Here is a 17,040-nt window from a genome sequence, read left to right on the forward strand (position 1 = left end):
TGAGGCGGCACAGGGGTCAGGCGGCAAAGACCTCGTCAAAGCGCTGGCCGGACTGCCCGGCCAGGGCCAGAGCCTCGGCCTCGGTCCAGACCGGGCGCATCTTGATGACCGTCGTCATGTCCAAGATCTGTTCCAGCATCCGCACATAGCCAAAGACCGTGTCGCTGTTCACCAGCACCGCCGACACCACGGGTTCGCGAAAGGCCGCAAGCTGCGGGGCCAGCCGCGCCACCCGGGTGAAGATCGACAGGAAAGAGGCCTCGATCTGCGTCACCCCCCGCGCGTCACAGATCATCGCATGAAGGGGATCGAAGCCCGGCTCGCGCACATAGGCCAGAAACAGGTCGGCGCCCTCGCTCACCGTCAGCTTTCCGTGGAAATGGAAGGTGGCAAGCCTGCGATCGGGCTGGATGCGGAAATGATGGTCCATGGTCAAAGCGTGGCACGCATCGCAAGGTTTCTCCTTGATCTAGGGCAACCTTGTTGCTTGCCCATGTTCCGCAAGCCCCCGTCCGGGTCCAGCGTTCCGCCGTATGGTTTCGAACGCAACAGGACAGGTTTGGCGCTTTGCCCTACCCGAAAGGACAGTCATTCCGCCGCAAGGCTCAGTTTTGCGCGACCCAGACCGGCCAGCTTTTCGGTCACGCGGGCCATGCGCAGGCAAAAGGCGGAAAACACCGGCAGCGGCTCGACCCGGCGTTCGTCCAGGTAAAGCGAGCGGTCGATTTCGATTTGCACGACATGTTTGCGGCTGACCGGATGGCCATAGGTTTGGGCGATATAGGCCCCGGCAAAGGGCGAGTTGCGGGCGGTGCGAAAGCCCTCGGCCTGAAAGATCGCCTCGATCCGGTCGACCAGCTCGCGGTCCGCCGCCGCGCCGAACCGGTCGCCCAGCACGACTTCGGGCAGGTTCTGACCCGGGCGCGCATGTGATTCGATGGCCTCATGCGGCATCGAGTGGCAATCCAGCAGAATCGCCTCGCCAAAGTTGCGCTGGGTCTCGGCCAAAAGCGCGCGCAGGCCCTCATGCCAGGGGTGCCAGTGCTGCAAAAGCCGCTCACGCGCCTGGGGCAGGGGCATCTTGCCGGAATAGATCGCACGGCCCCCGGCGACGACTCGGGGAATCACCCCCAGGCCAGAAGAGATTCGCGGATTATGCGCCGGACGTGCCACGCCCTCGATCACGGCGGGGTCCAGCTCATCCGCCCCGCGGTTCAGGTCGATAAAAGCGCGCGGCGCCCGGGCCAGGAACAAAGGCGCCCCCATCAAGGGCGCACGGGCGAAAAGCCGGTCGACATAGGCATCTTCGGAAGACCGCAACTGCAGGGGCGAAAGCACGCTGGCGGCCAAGAATTCCTGAGGGTAATCGCGGCCCGAATGGGGCGAGGAAAAGACCACGCTGGTCGTGACCTCGGCCGGCCTGATCAGCCGGAAGGCGGGGGTTTCGATAACCTGTTCGCGCGGAGATTCCATGGGTTTCAGCATAAACGGTAAATCTGGTGCTTCGAAAGCCCTTGAACACCCCCGCGACTCTCTTTATAGGCACCCCACATTCGCAGTTCAGCGGTTGGATCGGAAACGAAACGGCGCTGAACAGTGGAAGAGTGGGCGGTTAGCTCAGCGGTAGAGCACTACGTTGACATCGTAGTGGCCACTGGTTCGATCCCAGTACCGCCCACCATTTTCACCGTCATCATCTGATGGCAAGGTTTCAACTGGCGCGACGACGCGCCGCGACAAAAGGGGAGTCGACCATGAAGGTTGCAAACTCGCTGCGTTCGCTGAAGACGCGTCACCGCGATTGCCAGATCGTGCGCCGCAAAGGCCGCGTCTATGTGATCAACAAGACGCAGAAGCGCTACAAGGCCCGTCAGGGCTAAGTGCTTCGGGGCAAAGGTCCCTAGGGGCCTGCGTTCAGCAGCAGATTTCAAAGGCCGCCCGGGAAACCGTGGCGGTCTTTTGATTTGGCGCTTTCGTAAGCCCGCGGGATGTTTGGGCGCGACAAGCGGCGGGCCACTGGCTAGGGTCAGGACACCCTGATCCGGAGGCGCCATGTCGGCCGACTATATCCTGACCGCTTTCATCGTCTGCCTCGCACCGGGCATTGGTGTGGTCTATACGCTGTCGGCCACTTTGGGCGGCGGGATGCGGGCGGGGTTCTGGGCCTCGGTCGGCTGCACGATTGCCACGATGCTGCATATGGGGGTGGCCATGGCCGGGCTGGCCGCCGTGCTTCATGCCAGCGCGGTCGCCTTTCAGGTGGTGAAGTTTGCCGGGGTGATCTACCTTGGCTGGATGGCCTGGGCGGTGCTGCGGGACCGGGGCGGGCTTTCGGTGCGCCCGGCGCAACCGGAAAGCGCGGCGCGGCTGGTCTGGCGCGGCATCTTGCTGAACATCCTGAACCCCAAGCTGCCGCTGTTCTTTGTGGCCTTCCTGCCGCAATTCCTGCCCCCGGGTTCGGGTCTGGCCGATCTGGCGGGTCTGGGCGCCGGTTTCTCTGCGATCACCTTTGTGACCTTCCTGTTTTACGCCGCGCTGGCCTCGGCCGGGCGTCAGCGCCTGCTGGAAAGCGCCCGTGCGATGGACTGGCTGCGCCGCGCCTTTGCGGCGGCCTTTGCCGGGCTGGGGCTGAAACTGGCCACGGCCTCTGCGACGTAAGGCGATGATGATGCAGCTGTATTACTCGCCCACCTCGCCCTTTGTGCGCAAGGTCTCGGTCCTGATCCTTGAGACGGGGTTGACGGTTGACCGCATCCCCGCCGCCGGGACGCCGCTGGATCATGGGTCGATGCCCGTCGCACTGAACCCCTTGGGCAAGGTGCCGGCGCTGGTCGATGGCGACGAGGTCTTTTTCGACAGCCGCGTCATCTGCCGCTATCTGGACCACAAGGCGGGGGCCGGGCTTTATGCGCCGGACACCTGGGGCATCCTGCGGCAAGAGGCCCTGGCCGATGGCATCCTGGAGGCCGCTTTGCTGATGGTCTATGAAGGCCGTCTGCGCCCCGAAAGCCTGCGTTTCGCCCCCTGGGTCGAGGGGCAATGGGCCAAGATCGCCCGGGCCCTGGATGCGCTGGAGGCCGCGCCGCCGCAAGGTCCGCTGACCATGGGACAGATCGCGATCGGCTGCGCGCTGGGGTATCTGGACTTCCGCCACGACGCCCGCGCCTGGCGCGCAACACGTCCGCAGCTGGCCGCCTGGGCCGAAGGATTCGCCGCCCGGCCCGCAATGAGGGCGACGGTTCCGACCTGACCCCCAAAGATGGGGACGCGGCTGGACATCGCAAGGCCACACCCTAGCTAAATCTTCATGATTGCCGGGGTATGACCCTTTGTCCGCTGGACCTTGGATCAATCCTTGTCTAAAACCCGGCGCGCAAGGCTGCGTTTGACGCGGCCTCTCTTGGCATAAGGCCGTCAGGCCACGGAAGGGAGAACATCGGTGTCGCAGACAGACGATCACGCAGGGAGCCGCAGGGACTTCCTGTATTACGCCACCGCCGGGGCTGGTGCTGTGGCCGCTGGTGCCGCGGTTTGGCCGCTGGTGAACCAGATGAACCCCACGGCCGATGTCCAGGCCCTGGCCTCGGTCGAGGTCGATGTTTCGGCCGTCACCGAAGGGTCGCAATTGACGGTCCTGTGGCGCGGCAAGCCGGTCTTCATCCGCTATCGCAATGCCGCCGAGATCGAGGGCGCCCGTGCCGTGGCGCTGACCGATCTGGTGGACACCAAGGCCGAGAATGACAACCTGACCGCCGAGGCCCAGGCCACCGACGAGAACCGGACGCTGGACCCCGAGGGCAAGTGGCTGGTGATGATGGGCGTTTGCACTCATCTGGGCTGCGTGCCGCTGGGCGATGGTGCGGGCGATTTCGGCGGGTGGTTCTGCCCCTGCCACGGGTCGCACTACGACCAGGCCGGCCGCATCCGCAAAGGACCGGCGCCGCGCAACCTTGCGGTTCCGGTGGCGTCCTTTGTGAACGAAACCACGATCAAGCTGGGCTGAGGGGGGAACAATGGCTGGTATTCCGCACGACCACTACGAACCGAAGTCCGGTTTCGAAAAGTGGCTTTACGCTCGTCTGCCGATCGTTGGCCTGTTGCACAGCACGCTGACCATCCCGACGCCCAAGAACCTGAACTGGATGTGGATCTGGGGCATCGTCCTGACCTTCTGTCTGGGCCTGCAAATCGTGACCGGCATCGTGCTGGCCATGCATTACACGCCCCATGTCGACCTGGCGTTCGCCTCGGTCGAACATATCATGCGCGACGTGAATGGCGGCGTGATGCTGCGCTATCTGCATGCCAATGGCGCCTCGCTGTTCTTCTTTGCCGTCTATATGCACATCTTCCGCGGCCTGTATTACGGCAGCTACAAATCCCCGCGTGAGGTGACTTGGGTCATCGGCATGGTGATCTATTTCCTGATGGTTGCGACCGCCTTCATGGGCTACGTCCTGCCCTGGGGTCAGATGTCCTTCTGGGGCGCGACCGTGATCACCGGCCTGTTCTCGGCCATCCCGGGTGTGGGTGGCGCGCTGCAAGAATGGCTTTTGGGCGGGTTCGCGGTCGGCAATGCGACGCTGAACCGGTTCTTCTCGCTGCATTATCTGCTGCCCTTCGTGATCGCGGGCCTGGTCGGCCTGCACATCTGGGCCTTCCACACCACCGGCAACAACAACCCCACCGGGGTCGAAGTGCGCCGCGGGTCCAAAGAAGAGGCCGAGAAAGACACGCTGCCCTTCTGGCCCTATTTCGTGATCAAGGACCTGTTCGCGCTGGCCGTGATCCTGACTGTGTTCTTCGCCATCGTGGGCTTCATGCCCAACTTCCTTGGAGAGCCGGACAACTACATTCAGGCCGACGCGATGAAGACTCCGTCGCATATCGTGCCGGAATGGTATCTGCTGCCGTTCTACGCGATCCTGCGCAGCTTTGATAACACGGTCTGGGCCGTGCAATTGGTGCAGTTCCTGACCTTCGGCATCGTCGATGCGCGTCTGTTTGGCGTTCTCGCCATGGGCGCCGCCATCCTGGTCATGGGCCTTGCGCCCTGGCTGGACACGTCCTCGGTGCGGTCGGGCCGCTATCGCCCGATGTTCAAGGCCTGGTTCGCGGTGCTGTGCCTGGACTTCGTCGTCCTGGCCTGGGTCGGCAGCCAGCTGCCCACGCCCTTCACCTCTTGGGTCGGTCTGATCGCCTCGACCTATTGGTTCGCCTATTTCCTCGTGATCCTGCCGCTGTTGGGCGTGCTGGAAAAGCCGACGCTGGCGCCGGCCACGATCGAGGAAGACTTCAAGTCCCACTACGCAGATCCGATCTCTGGTCCTGCCGAGTGATGAAAGGGAAGATGATGTTCCGCAAAATCGCCATCGGCACCCTTTCCGCCCTGGTCCTGGGCCTTGGCCCGGTCCAGGCCAATGAAGCCGGCCATATCGAAGACATCGCGTTTTCGTTCGAAGGCCCCTTCGGCAAGTTCGACGAACACCAGCTGCAGCGCGGCCTTCAGGTCTATACCGAGGTCTGCTCTGCCTGCCACGGGATGAAGTTCCTGCGCTTTGGCTCTTTGTCAGAGCCGGGCGGCGTCAACCTGACCGAAGATGCGGTCAAGGCCTATGCCAAGGGCTTTACCGTCGTCGACGCAATCACAGGCGAGGACCGCGAAGCCACCCCGGCCGACCGTTTCCCCGCCAATACCGGTGCGGGCGCGCCCGACCTGTCGGTCATGGCCAAGGCCCGCAAGGGCTTTTCCGGGCCGCATGGCCTTGTGGTCAACCAACTGGTGAACGGGATCGGCGGGCCGGAGTATATCTATTCCATGCTGACCGGTTTCACCGGTGAGACCAAGGAACAGGCCGGCACGGTGCTTTACGAAAACAAGGCCTTCCCGGGCGGCTGGATGTCCATGCCGAACGAGGCTTTGGCGGCTGATGCCGTGACCTATGCCGACGGCACCGAAGCCAGCCTGCACCAGATGTCCGAAGACGTGGCGGCCTTCCTGATGTGGGCCTCCGAGCCGCGGATGATGGTGCGCAAGGAATCGGGCATGAAGGCCGTTCTGATCCTGGGCCTGTTGTCGGTTCTGCTTTACCTGACGAACAAGCGGCTCTGGTCGCGCGTCAAGGGCAAGAAGCTGGCCTGAACGCCGCGCCTTACGTAAAACAAGAGGCCCCGGGTCACGCCCGGGGCCTCTTTGCTTTTGCGGACCCGTTCCGTCCGCGCGAAGCCGCTCCGGGCTTGACCCGCAGCTTCTGCCCTAACCCAGATAGGCCCGCAGCGCCGGGGGCGGATCGGCAAAGATCGCCTCGGTCGGAACCGGCGCATCGACCAGCCCGTCATGAACCAGCACGACATGGCTGGCAAAACGGCGCGCGTCCTCGGGGTCATGCGTGACCATCAGGACCGTCGTCCCCGCCTCGGCGGCAAGGTCGCGCACCAGCTCCAGCAGGTCGGCTTTCAGCGCGGGGCCCAAAGCGGCAAAGGGTTCATCCAGCGCCAGAACAGGCCGGCCCTGCAACAAGACCCGCCCCAAAGCCGCCCGCCCCTGTTGACCGCCCGACAGTTCAGCGGGCCGCCGCCCCTGCAGCCCCGCAAGGCCCAGGCGGTCCAGCACGTCGCGGACCCGCGCCCTTTGGTCCTCGGTCAGCCGCAGCTTGGGCGACAGCGCGAGGCCAAGGTTCTGCATCAGCGTCAGGTGGGGAAACAGGTTCTGATCCTGAAACAGCATCGCCACGGGGCGGGCTCCGGGCTCCAGCGCGTCAATCGGGGTGCCCTGCCACAGGATGCGCCCCGTGATCGGCAAGAACCCCGCCAGGGCCAGCAAAAGCGAAGATTTCCCCTCACCCGACCCGCCCAGAACCGCGACCAAAGCGCCGCGCGGGATGGTCAGATCGGCGCGCAGGTGAAAGGCGCCCTGGGTCAGCGTCAGGTCCAGTCTTAGCCCGTCATTTGCCGGCATGGCGTCCCCCAAGGTCGAAGGCTGCAAAAAGCGTGAACGACAGCGCGACCAGCAGCAGCGCCGCGCCCGAGGCCGCCTCCATCCGGTAAGCGCCCGCAAGGCGTTGCACGACCAGCGGCAAGGTCGCCTGATCCTGATCGGCAAACAGCGCGATGGTGCCAAGGTCGCCCATCGACAAAGCGGCGGCAATCCCGGCGCCAAGGCCAAGGGGGCGCGCCAACCGCGGCAGGGTCAAATAGCGCAGCCGGGTCAGGCCCGTCAGCCCCGTGGCCTGGGCCAGCCGGTCATAGTCTTGGTGCAGCCGCCGGGCCTGGGGCAACAAAAGGCGCAGCAGAAAAGGCAGCGCCATCAGGGCATTGGTCAGCACGGTGGCGGGCAGGGCCAGGCTTTCAGGCCGCACAAAGGGCCGCAACAGCAGGAACCAACCGGTGCCCAGCACCAGACCCGAAGCGACCATGGGCAGGGTGGCGACCAACTCGGCCAGCCGAGACCCCCGCGCGGCGGCCAGCGCCAGGACCAACGCCGCAGCCACAGCCAGAGCCGCGGCGGCCAGCGCCGTGACGACCGACCGCAGCGCCGCCGGCCAGACCTGCGCAGGCAGGGCGGACAGGGCGGGCAGGCCCTCGGCCAATACGGCGAGCAGCGGCAGGGTCAGATAAAGCGTGGCCGCAAGGATCACCGCAGCATCCAGCAGACGCCCGCGGCTTTGCGGCACGGGGGGGCGGTCCAGACCCGCGCCAAGGTCGGGCAGGGCGATGCGGGCGGCCAGCGTCACAGCCAGCGCGGCCAGCCCCGCCTGGACCGCAGCCAAAGCCGCCGCATGGCCCGGGTCAAAGTCGAAACGCAACGCCTGATAGATCGCAAGCTCGACCGTTGTCGCCCGCGGCCCGCCCCCAAGGGTCAGGGCCACGACGAAAGAGGTCAGGCAAACCAGGAAGATCGCCACGAAAGCGCCCGGCAGATGGGCGCGCAGCATCGGCGCCTCGACATGGGCGAACCGCGCCATAGGGGGCAGGTTCAGGGTCGCGGCCAGACGCTGACGCTCTGCCGGGATCGACTGCCAGCCTTGCAGCAGGAACCGCGTCGCCAAGGGCAGGTTGAAAAACACATGGGCCATCAGGACGCCGGTCAGACCATACAGCGGAAAGGGCGCGCCCGTCACTTGCGACACCCAGCCCGACCGGCCAAAGACCGACACGATACCCAGCACCGCCACGATGCTCGGCAAAAGGAACGGCGCGCCCAGAAGCGTCAAGAGCGCCCCCCGCCCCGGAAACTGCCGCCGCGCCAAGGCCCGGGCCAAAGGCACCGCCAAGACGCAAGAGATCGCCGCCGACAGCAGGGCTTGGAACACGGTGAACCTCAGGGCGGCAAGGTCTGCCGCCCTGAGCGCAAGCCCCGATTGCAGCGCCAGCACGGCCAGAGGGGCCGCCACCAGCACGGCAACCGCGGCGGTTACTGCGCGAGCGCCGCTTGCCATTCTTCGATCGCCGCTTGCCGCAAAGCTTCGGCTTCGGTGGAGGACAAAAGCAGCGACTTGGCGGGCTTGATCAGCGTCTCATAACCCTTGGGCAAGGCGGCCTCTTGGGCCGGATACATCCAGTTTGTCGTGGGAATGACGCCCTGCGCCTCGGGTCCGGCCAGATAGGCCAGGAAAGCATCGGCCAGCGCCGGTTGCTTGGCCGCCTTCAGCTTGCCCGCCACCTCGACCTGCATGTAATGCCCCTCGTCAAAGGCCGCCGCGGTCTTGGTGTCGTCGCTTTCGGCAATCAGGTGATAGGCCGGAGAGGTCGTGTAAGACAGCACCATATCCGCCTCGCCCTTCAGGAACAGGCCATAAGCCTCGTCCCAACCCGGGGTGACGGTGACGATATTGTCAGCCAGATCCGCCCAGACCTGCCCCGCCTGATCGCCATAGGCCGCCTTGACCCACATGACCAAGCCGAGGCCCGGGGTGGAGGAGCGCGGGTCCTGAATGACGATCTTTAGGTCACTCGCCGCCAGCGCCTTGAAGTTCGCAGGCGGATTTTCCAGCGATTTCAGATGGACAAAGGCGAACCAGCCCCAGTCAAAGGGCTGAAATTCGGCGTCCGCGAAGGGCACTGGCAGGGTGTTGGGCTGGGCCGCCACCGGCGCGAAAAGCCCGGTCGCACGGGCGGCCTCCATCAGAGAGGTGTCCAGACCCAGGGCCACATCGGCCTCGGAGCCCGCGCCCTCCATCTTCAGTCGCGACAGGATCGCCCCTCCGTCGCCCGCCGCGATGTAGTTGACCTTGCACGCACAAGTGGCCTCGAACCCCTTGGCGATGGCCGGGCCGGGGCCCCATTCGGCGGTAAAGCTGTCATAGGTCAGGACGTTCAGCGTCGGCATGTCAGCCATTGCAGGGGTGGCAAGCAACGCCAGTGCAGGAAGGAACTTCATCTTTTCTCCATTCGTGCAGCGGGCGGGAATGGAGGGGCACCATAGCGCCCTTACCTTCCCTCCGCCGGTATGATCCGGTTCAGGTTCAACGGGTCCGCATCGCTGCATCTCAGGCCAAAGGCCACCCCGAGGTGAGGCTGAACATAGGCGAAAGGCGGACGCGCGCAAGGGGTCCCTTCACCCCTGCCCGATAATCGGCTAAGGCGGGCACAGGAGGCCCGATATGTCGCTGAATACCTTTGGTCATGTCTTCAAGTTCACCACCTGGGGCGAAAGCCATGGGCCGGCGATTGGCGCGGTGGTCGATGGCGTCCCGCCCGGGATCGCGCTGTCCGAGGCCGATTTGCAGCCCTGGTTGGACAAAAGGAAACCGGGGACGTCCAAATTCACGACCCAGCGGCAAGAGGATGACGCGGTGCGCATCCTGTCGGGCGTGTTTGATGGCGTGACGACGGGGACGTCGATTTCGCTGATGATCGAGAATACGGATCAGCGGTCCAAGGATTACTCGGCCATCGCCCAGGCCTTTCGGCCGGGTCATGCCGATATCACCTATCACCAGAAATACGGGGTGCGGGATTATCGCGGCGGCGGGCGGAGTTCCGCGCGTGAGACGGCCTCGCGGGTGGCGGCAGGCGGCGTGGCGCGGGCGGTGCTGGCAGCCCTGGTGCCGGGGCTGAAGATCACCGGTTACATGGTGCAGATGGGCACGAAGGGCATCGACCGGACGCGGGTCGACCTTGCGACCGTGGGCGACAACCCCTTCTGGTGCCCCGATCCCGTGGCCGCCTTGGAATGGGCCGAGTATCTGGACGGGCTGCGCCTGTCGCATAACTCGGTCGGCGCGGTGATCGAGGTCGTGGCCGAGGGCGTGCCTGCGGGCCTTGGCGCGCCCCTGTATGGCAAGCTGGACAGCGACCTTGCCAGCGCGATGATGTCGATCAACGCGGTGAAGGCGGTCGAGATCGGGGATGGCATGGCCGCGGCTGGGCTGACCGGAGTGGACAACGCCGACGAGATCCGGATGGGGCCGAATGGGCCAGAGTTCCTGTCCAACCACGCGGGCGGCATCCTGGGCGGGATATCTTCGGGCCAGCCGGTGGTGTGTCGCTTTGCGGTGAAACCGACCTCCTCTATCCTGACGCCCCGGCGCACGATCGACCAGACGGGGGCCGAGATCGACCTTGTGACCAAGGGTCGCCATGACCCCTGTGTGGGCATCCGCGCCGTCCCGGTGGGCGAGGCGATGATGGCGCTGGTTCTGGCCGATCACCTGCTGTTGGACCGCGCCCAGACCGGCGGCTTGCGCGGGCGGATCGGTTGAACCCCAGGCCACGCCAAAGCACTTTTTCCGGCAACCGGGCTTCTGTTTCCACAGCGTCGCCGGGACATTAGCGCCCGGCCTTCAACTGCGCCACGAAATCGCGCAACAGCGCCACGCGGCGCGGGCGAAAGCTGTCGCGGGTCAGGGTGACGCCCGCCAGCGCCTCTAGTCGAAAGCGGCGGAAGTCCTGACGCAGGGTGCAAAAGGCCAAAAGCATCAGCGTCCGGTCCATGAAAACCACCGACAGCGGCCAAAGCACGCGCTGGCTGGCTTGGCCCCCACGGTCGGTATAGGCGACGGCAACGGCGCGCTCTTCCCAGATCGCCTCACGCAAAAGCGGCAGGCAATCGGGCACCGCGGGGCGGCGTTCAAAGCGGTAAATCTGGCTGGCGACATGCAGGGCCTGACGCTGCACACGCTCGGGCAGGGTGGCGATGATCTTGGCCTGCGCGGCCTGGGCGGCCAGCACCAAGGCCGGATCACCGGCCAATTGCACCTCTGCCAGGCCCAGGACCAGAGCCTCGATCTCCAGCCGCGTGAACATCTGCGGCGGCAGGGCGGGGTCTTCGGTCAGGGTATAGCCCAGCCCCGGGGCCCCGTCGATCAGGGCGCCCCCGGCCCGCAAGGCCCCGATATCGCGATACAATGTCCGCTCCGACACTTCGGTCTCGGCAGCCAGACGCTCCGCCGTCACCGGTTGCGGCAGGCGGCGTATGGTGGACAAAAGACGCAAAAGGCGATCAGCGCGAGCCATCCTGACAGGATATGACAGGAGCGCCCTGCGATAAAGCCTCATCGTCACAAGGAGACCGAAATGCTGACCCTGATCCATGCCCCGAACTCGCGCTCGACCCGTGTGCTGCACCTGATCCACGAAATGGGGATCGCGGACCGCATCCGGCTGCAACCGGTGGGCATCATCTACCGCGACGGCTCGGGTGCCCCGGACCCGGCCAATCCCCATCCGGAGGGCAAGGTGCCGGCCCTGATCCATGATGGCACCGTGATCACCGAAAGCGGGGCGATCATGCTGTATCTGACCGCGCTTTTCCCTGACAGCGGCCTGGCCCCCGCCCCCGGCACGCCCGCGCGCGGCGCCTTTCTGACCTGGCTCTTCTGGTATCAGGGCGTGATGGAGCCGGTGATGATGGCCGCCGCCATGGGCATCCACCACCCCGGCCTGGACCGCAATTTCCGCGGCATCGACGCGGCCAATGACCGCATCCGCCAGGCCCTGACCCGCGGCGCCTGGCTGTGTGGGGACACCTACACGGCCGCCGACCTGATCTGCAGCTCGGCCTATACGTTCTTCCCGCAGTTCGTCCCGGACGAGCCCGCTTTCCGCGATTGGGTCGCCCGCTGTGCAAGCCGCCCCGCCCTGGCCCAAGCCAAGGCGCAGGATGCCGAAATGTCGGTCCTGGCCTGACCCCCGGGGAGGCCAGGACACGTGTTTCGTGAACCCGTGGCGAAACAAGTGTCAAACCTCCCCTAACCCCTCCGGGATATTTGGGTCAGTGTGAAAGCGGGCGGCGGGCTTGGCGCGCGAAAAAGGAGTATTTGGGTCAGTATGAAAGCACCCCGGTCTTTCATACTGACCCAAATACTCTCTTGCGGCCCCTCGCGCTCTGGCTTTCATACTGGCCCAAATACTCCCGCCGGAGGCATTCACCCGCAAAGCAAAAGGGCCGCCCCTTTCGGAGCGGCCCCTTGCTGCGATCAAGCCCGAGATCAGGCGTTGACCGAATCCTTCAGAGCCTTGGCGATGGTGAACTTCACCTGCTTGTCGGCGTCCTTCTTGACCATCTCGCCGGTGGCGGGGTTGCGGACTTCGCGGGCGGGACGCTCGCGGCAGACGACCTTGCCCAGGCCCGGCAGCGTCACGGCGCCGCCGGCGGCGACTTCGCGCGCCACGACTTCGGAAATGGCGTCCAGCGCCGCGGTGGCGGTCTTCTTGTCAGCGCCCATGGCATCGGCCAGAGCGGCCACGAGTTGGGTCTTGGTCATCGGTTTGGTCATCATGTCCCTCAGAGGATCTTTATCGGATTGGGATGCCTGAAACGGCCTGCCGCTCCGTGAACAGGTTTTTGCGCCCCATGGCAAGAGGGTTTGACCCGGCCAAGCCAAAAACGGCCATCAGAGAAAGGCGGTTTCCTCGAAACTGCGCAGTTTGCGGCTGTGAATCTCGCCCAGAGGCCGTTTGCGCAGGCTTTCCATGGCGCGGATGCCGATTTGCAGATGGCGGCTGACCTGGGTTTTATAGAAGTCACTGGCCATGCCGGGAAGCTTTAGCTCGCCATGAAGCGGTTTGTCACTGACGCAAAGCAGCGTCCCATAGGGCACCCGAAAGCGAAAGCCATTGGCGGCAATCGTGGCCGATTCCATGTCCAGCGCGATGGCCCGCGACTGCGACAGGCGCCGCACCGGGCCGGATTGGTCGCGCAGCTCCCAGTTGCGGTTGTCGATCGTGGCCACGGTGCCGGTCCGCATGATGCGCTTCAGCTCATAGCCCTCCAGCTGGGTGACTTCGGCCACGGCGTCCTGCAGCGCGATCTGGATTTCCGCCAGGGCGGGGATCGGCACCCAGATCGGCAGGTCGTCGTCCAGCACGTGATCTTCGCGCAGATAGGCATGGGCCAGGCAGAAATCCCCAAGGTTCTGGCTGTTGCGCAGGCCCGCGCAATGGCCGACCATCAGCCAGGCATGGGGCCGCAGCACCGCGATATGGTCGGTCGCGGTCTTGGCATTGGACGGGCCCACGCCGATGTTGACCAGGGTGATCCCGTTCCCATCGGCCCGTTTCAGGTGATAGGTCGGCATCTGCGGCGTCTTGGTGCTTGGCGCCAGCACGCCATCCGCAGTGGTGATCTCAGAGTTTCCACCCGCCACAAAGCCGGTATAGCCCAAGGCCGGATCGGCCAGGCAGGCGCGGGCAAAGGCCTCGAATTCCTCGACATAGAACTGATAGTTGGTGAACAGCACATAGTTCTGGAAATGGCTGGCATCGGTCGCGGTGTAATGCGACAGCCGCGCCAACGAGTAATCCACGCGCTGCGCGGAAAAGGGCGCCAGCGGCAGCGACCCATCCGGGTTATGCGTCCGCGTCCCGTTGACGATGTCGTCGTTCGTGGTTGACAGGTCCGGCACGTCAAAGACATCGCGCAGCGAGAAATCCAGCACACCCTGATGCGGCACCGTCTGGCCCGCCATGGCGAAATGCAGCGGCATCGGCGTGTCCGACACACCGATTTCGACCGATACGCCGTGGTTCTTGATCAACAGCTCCAGCTGCTGCGTCAAGTAATTGCGGAACAGGTCCGGCTTTGTCACCGTCGTGGAATAGATGCCGGGATGGCTGACATGACCAAAGGACAGGCGGCTGTCGATCTTGTCATGGCTGATCACCGTCAGCCGGATTTCCGGGTAATAGGCGCGGATGCGGTGGGCGGGCTTGCCCTCGGTCAGGGCTGCGGCAAAGGCATCCGACAGAAAGCCGGTGGCCTGGGCGTAAAGCGCCTCCAGCCGGGCGACGGCCAGGCCTGCATCGGTGAAGGAATGGCGGGGAAGGGCGTCGGGGGAATGGATATCGTCTTGCATGATCCATTTAATCCGCGACGTCCGATCAAGGCAAGTGAAAGGATGATGACAGGCGCCCCTTGCAGGACGGAACGGGGCGGGCGAAAAGGGCCTATGAAAACGCTTCTCTCCATCGGGCATGGCTATTCGGCACAGGCCCTGGCGCGCCGGCTGGACGGCTGGCGCATCATCGGCACCACCCGCACGCCCGAGGGCGTGTCCGAGCTGAAGGCCAAGGGCGTCGAGGCCCGGCTGTGGCCCGGCGAGCCCTTGCCGCTGGATCAGGCGACGCATCTGCTGACCTCGGTCGCGCCCGGGGCGGCCGATCCGGTGCTGGCGGCGCATGGCGATCAGATTGCGGCGGCGGGGCTGGACTGGGTGGGGTATCTGTCGACCACCGCGGTCTATGGCCATCACGACGGCGCCTGGGTCGATGAGACGACCCCGCCCGACCCTTCGACGCCGCGCGGTGCGGCCCGGCTGAAGGCGGAACAGGCCTGGGCGGCATTGGGCATCCCTCTGCATATCTTCCGCCTGGCGGGCATCTATGGCCCCGGTCGTGGCCCGTTTGAAAAAGTCCGCGACGGCACGGCCCGGCGGATCATCAAGCCCGGCCAGGTCTTTTCCCGCATCCATGTCGATGACATCGCCAATGTCCTGCAGGCCGCGATGACGCGCCCCCGCCCCGGCATCTACAATGTCTGCGACGACGATCCCGCCAGCCCCGAGACGATCCTCGGTGCCGCAGCCGAGATGCTGGGCCTGCCCCCGCCGCCCATGGTCCCCTATGACCAGGCCGAGATGACGGATATGGCCCGCAGCTTTTACGCCGAAAACAAGCGGGTGCGGAACGACAAGATCAAGAGTGACCTGGGCGTCCGGCTCTTGTATCCCAGCTACCGCGAGGGGCTGGCCGCCATCCTGCGGGCCGAGGGCTGAACCCCGGGCTACGCGGCGGAAACAATGCGCCTGTCTTGCGGCGGCGGCCCGGCGACAAGATCGCACTGCGGCCCCCGCAATGGAAAATCCATCACAATTTTCGATCACAAGGGGTTGAACGCCCGCCGTCCATGACTATTTGCCAGATGCGGACCGGGCCCCTCTGACGTGCAAACGTGATGTCGGACCGCATCGAGCAAAGCTCGATCGGGCCCCGCCCGTTCGAGCCCAACAGAGAGGTTCGACTTGGACTATTTGCTTTCAGACTTCATGGGCACGCCCACCTGGATGTGGCTGACCTTCATCAGCGTGGTCTTGGCCCTTTTGGCGGCCGACCTTGGCCTGTTCCACAAAAGCGCCAAAGAGATCGAAGTGGCCGAGAGCCTGCGCATCTCGGCTGTCTATATCGCCCTGGGTGTCAGCTTTTCGGCCTTCGTGGGCTATCAGATGGGGGCGCCCGCCGCGACGGCCTATCTGACGGCCTTTGTGGTGGAAAAGTCGCTGTCACTGGACAACGTTTTCGTCATTGCGCTGATCTTCTCGTCGCTGGCCATCCCCCGCGCCCTGCAGCACCGCGTGCTGTTTTGGGGCATCCTGGGCGTGATCGTGCTGCGCGGCATCATGATCGGCCTTGGCGCGGCGCTGGTCGCCCAATACCACTGGGTCCTCTATGTCTTCGCGGCCTTCCTGATCATCACCGGCATCAAGATGCTGTTCGCCAAGGACAGCCATGACCCGGCCGACAATGCCGTGGTGCGCTTCCTGAAGGCCCGGATGCGCCTGACCGAGACCCTGGACGGCGAGAAGTTCTTCACCAAGAAGAACGGCGTGACCTTTGCGACGCCGCTGTTCCTGGCGCTGATCATGGTGGAAACCGCCGACCTGATCTTTGCCGTCGACTCGGTGCCGGCCGTCTTTGCCATCACCGCCGACCCCTTCCTGGTCTATACGTCGAACATCTTCGCCATCCTTGGCCTGCGCGCGCTTTACTTCGCGCTGTCCGCGATCCTGCACCGCTTTGCCTATCTGAAATATGCGCTGGCCATTCTCTTGGTCTTCATCGGGTCCAAGCTGTTCATCGCCGACCTGATGGGTTGGGACAAATTCCCCGCCTCGCTCTCGCTGGGTGTGACTTTCGTGATCCTGGCCACCGGTGTCGCCGTCTCGCTGTGGAAAACCCGCGGCGCCCCGCCCGCCCATCCCTAAGCCACAGGCCCCAAATCAAGAGCGGCGCGACCATCACGGCCGCTCCCCTTTGGCTTTCACATTGATACAAATATTCCACGGGAGGGTCCGGGAGGGTGTGAAACCCTCCCGGGCTTTCCGCTTTCACGCCGCCCAGTCATTAGGGGCCCCTATCACTGGGGTCCCAGTCACTCGGCCCCAGTCACTCGGCCCCAGTCACTCGGCCCCAGTCACTCGGCCCCAGTCACTCGGCCCCAGTCACTCCGGCTGGATCATCCGCCCCATATGCCGCCCGCCCAGGATATGCAGGTGGTAATGCGGCACTTCCTGCCCCCCCGCCTCCCGCGTGTTTGAAATCGCCCGGAACCCCGGGCCAAGGTCCAGCATCGCCACAACCTGCGCCACACACCGGTGGAAATCCACCAGCTCTTCGGCCGGGGCCTCGGCCGAGAAATGGTCCAGCGACACATAGGCCCCCTTGGGGATCACCAGCACATGCACCGGCGCCAGGGGGCGGATGTCATGGAAGGCCAGGCTATGCGCCGTCTCCAGAACGGTCTTGTTCGGGATCTCGCCCCGCAGGATGCGGGCAAAGATATTGGTCGGGTCATAGCTGAAGTCAGTCTGGGTCATGGGCGTC

Annotated in this window: 19 protein-coding genes, 1 tRNA gene and 1 riboswitch; of the genes, 11 read left to right on the plus strand and 9 right to left on the minus strand. The window is 64.8% G+C overall.

Features of this window, described 5'->3' with window-relative positions; genetic code table 11:
* Window positions 1-16: 16 nt before the first annotated feature.
* Window positions 17-430 (minus strand): hypothetical protein, encoded by a 414-nt coding sequence (locus tag NX862_RS05635; RefSeq protein WP_264492905.1) that lies wholly within the window; start codon window positions 428-430, stop codon window positions 17-19.
* Between the two features lie 158 nt (window positions 431-588).
* Window positions 589-1,473: an N-formylglutamate amidohydrolase gene (locus NX862_RS05640; RefSeq protein ID WP_264492906.1), complete on the minus strand. Its 885-nt coding sequence runs from the start codon at window positions 1,471-1,473 to the stop codon at window positions 589-591.
* Window positions 1,474-1,606: 133 nt separating this feature from the next.
* Here NX862_RS05640 and NX862_RS05645 point away from each other — a divergent pair.
* The 7 genes from NX862_RS05645 to NX862_RS05675 all read left to right on the plus strand — a co-directional run bounded on the left by NX862_RS05645 (window position 1,607) and on the right by NX862_RS05675 (window position 6,142).
* A tRNA-Val gene (locus tag NX862_RS05645) sits at window positions 1,607-1,681 on the plus strand.
* A 73-nt stretch (window positions 1,682-1,754) separates the two neighbouring features.
* Window positions 1,755-1,880 (plus strand): type B 50S ribosomal protein L36, encoded by a 126-nt coding sequence (ykgO, locus tag NX862_RS05650; RefSeq protein ID WP_100196728.1) that lies wholly within the window; start codon window positions 1,755-1,757, stop codon window positions 1,878-1,880.
* Between the two features lie 172 nt (window positions 1,881-2,052).
* Window positions 2,053-2,658, plus strand: coding sequence for a LysE family translocator (locus NX862_RS05655; RefSeq protein WP_264492907.1), 606 nt, complete (start codon window positions 2,053-2,055; stop codon window positions 2,656-2,658).
* A gap of 10 nt (window positions 2,659-2,668) precedes the next feature.
* Window positions 2,669-3,250, plus strand: coding sequence for a glutathione S-transferase family protein (locus NX862_RS05660; RefSeq protein ID WP_264492908.1), 582 nt, complete (start codon window positions 2,669-2,671; stop codon window positions 3,248-3,250).
* A gap of 189 nt (window positions 3,251-3,439) precedes the next feature.
* A complete protein-coding gene (petA, locus tag NX862_RS05665) occupies window positions 3,440-4,003 on the plus strand; it encodes a ubiquinol-cytochrome c reductase iron-sulfur subunit (protein ID WP_264492909.1) in 564 nt (187 codons plus the stop codon).
* A gap of 10 nt (window positions 4,004-4,013) precedes the next feature.
* Complete coding sequence (locus tag NX862_RS05670) at window positions 4,014-5,339, plus strand: cytochrome b (RefSeq protein WP_264492910.1); 1,326 nt, start codon at window positions 4,014-4,016, stop codon at window positions 5,337-5,339.
* 14 nt (window positions 5,340-5,353) lie between these two features.
* The gene (locus tag NX862_RS05675; RefSeq protein WP_264492911.1) at window positions 5,354-6,142 is read left to right on the plus strand and encodes a cytochrome c1; all 789 of its coding nucleotides are present in this window, start codon (window positions 5,354-5,356) and stop codon (window positions 6,140-6,142) included.
* A 114-nt stretch (window positions 6,143-6,256) separates the two neighbouring features.
* On the opposite strand, the gene NX862_RS05680 is transcribed toward NX862_RS05675, so the two are convergent.
* From NX862_RS05680 to thiB, 3 genes are read right to left on the minus strand one after another with little or no spacing between them, the layout of a single operon-like run.
* Window positions 6,257-6,958, minus strand: coding sequence for a thiamine ABC transporter ATP-binding protein (locus NX862_RS05680; protein WP_264492912.1), 702 nt, complete (start codon window positions 6,956-6,958; stop codon window positions 6,257-6,259).
* Window positions 6,945-8,438, minus strand: a complete 1,494-nt coding sequence (locus NX862_RS05685) for an ABC transporter permease subunit (protein ID WP_264492913.1) — start codon at window positions 8,436-8,438, stop codon at window positions 6,945-6,947. Before NX862_RS05685 ends, NX862_RS05680 begins: the two co-directional genes overlap by 14 nt.
* Window positions 8,414-9,379, minus strand: coding sequence for a thiamine ABC transporter substrate binding subunit (thiB, locus tag NX862_RS05690; protein WP_264492914.1), 966 nt, complete (start codon window positions 9,377-9,379; stop codon window positions 8,414-8,416). Before thiB ends, NX862_RS05685 begins: the two co-directional genes overlap by 25 nt.
* Before the next feature lie 39 nt (window positions 9,380-9,418).
* Window positions 9,419-9,518: riboswitch (TPP riboswitch) on the minus strand.
* Between the two features lie 84 nt (window positions 9,519-9,602).
* Between thiB and aroC the strand changes: the two genes are divergently transcribed.
* Window positions 9,603-10,703 (plus strand): chorismate synthase, encoded by a 1,101-nt coding sequence (aroC, locus tag NX862_RS05695; RefSeq protein ID WP_264492915.1) that lies wholly within the window; start codon window positions 9,603-9,605, stop codon window positions 10,701-10,703.
* Between the two features lie 67 nt (window positions 10,704-10,770).
* Here aroC and NX862_RS05700 read toward each other — a convergent pair whose 3' ends face one another.
* On the minus strand, window positions 10,771-11,457 hold the full coding sequence (locus NX862_RS05700; RefSeq protein ID WP_264492916.1) for a helix-turn-helix transcriptional regulator: 687 nt from the start codon (window positions 11,455-11,457) through the stop codon (window positions 10,771-10,773).
* Between the two features lie 60 nt (window positions 11,458-11,517).
* Between NX862_RS05700 and NX862_RS05705 the strand changes: the two genes are divergently transcribed.
* Window positions 11,518-12,129: a glutathione S-transferase family protein gene (locus tag NX862_RS05705; RefSeq protein ID WP_264492917.1), complete on the plus strand. Its 612-nt coding sequence runs from the start codon at window positions 11,518-11,520 to the stop codon at window positions 12,127-12,129.
* 302 nt (window positions 12,130-12,431) lie between these two features.
* On the opposite strand, the gene NX862_RS05710 is transcribed toward NX862_RS05705, so the two are convergent.
* Together NX862_RS05710 and NX862_RS05715 are read right to left on the minus strand one after the other, a co-directional pair.
* Window positions 12,432-12,719, minus strand: a complete 288-nt coding sequence (locus NX862_RS05710; protein WP_264492918.1) for an HU family DNA-binding protein — start codon at window positions 12,717-12,719, stop codon at window positions 12,432-12,434.
* A 117-nt stretch (window positions 12,720-12,836) separates the two neighbouring features.
* Window positions 12,837-14,297: an AMP nucleosidase gene (locus NX862_RS05715; RefSeq protein ID WP_264492919.1), complete on the minus strand. Its 1,461-nt coding sequence runs from the start codon at window positions 14,295-14,297 to the stop codon at window positions 12,837-12,839.
* A gap of 93 nt (window positions 14,298-14,390) precedes the next feature.
* On the opposite strand from NX862_RS05715, the gene NX862_RS05720 reads away from it, so the two are divergent.
* Both NX862_RS05720 and NX862_RS05725 read left to right on the plus strand, forming a co-directional pair.
* On the plus strand, window positions 14,391-15,215 hold the full coding sequence (locus NX862_RS05720) for an SDR family oxidoreductase (protein WP_264492920.1): 825 nt from the start codon (window positions 14,391-14,393) through the stop codon (window positions 15,213-15,215).
* 246 nt (window positions 15,216-15,461) lie between these two features.
* The gene (locus NX862_RS05725; protein WP_264492921.1) at window positions 15,462-16,421 is read left to right on the plus strand and encodes a TerC family protein; all 960 of its coding nucleotides are present in this window, start codon (window positions 15,462-15,464) and stop codon (window positions 16,419-16,421) included.
* Window positions 16,422-16,658: 237 nt separating this feature from the next.
* Here the strand turns inward: NX862_RS05725 and NX862_RS05730 are convergent, their stop codons facing one another.
* Window positions 16,659-17,033, minus strand: a complete 375-nt coding sequence (locus tag NX862_RS05730) for an HIT domain-containing protein (RefSeq protein ID WP_264492922.1) — start codon at window positions 17,031-17,033, stop codon at window positions 16,659-16,661.
* Window positions 17,034-17,040: the final 7 nt, after the last annotated feature.

This window comes from Stagnihabitans lacustris (assembly GCF_025950525.1).
Classification (GTDB): domain Bacteria; phylum Pseudomonadota; class Alphaproteobacteria; order Rhodobacterales; family Rhodobacteraceae; genus Stagnihabitans.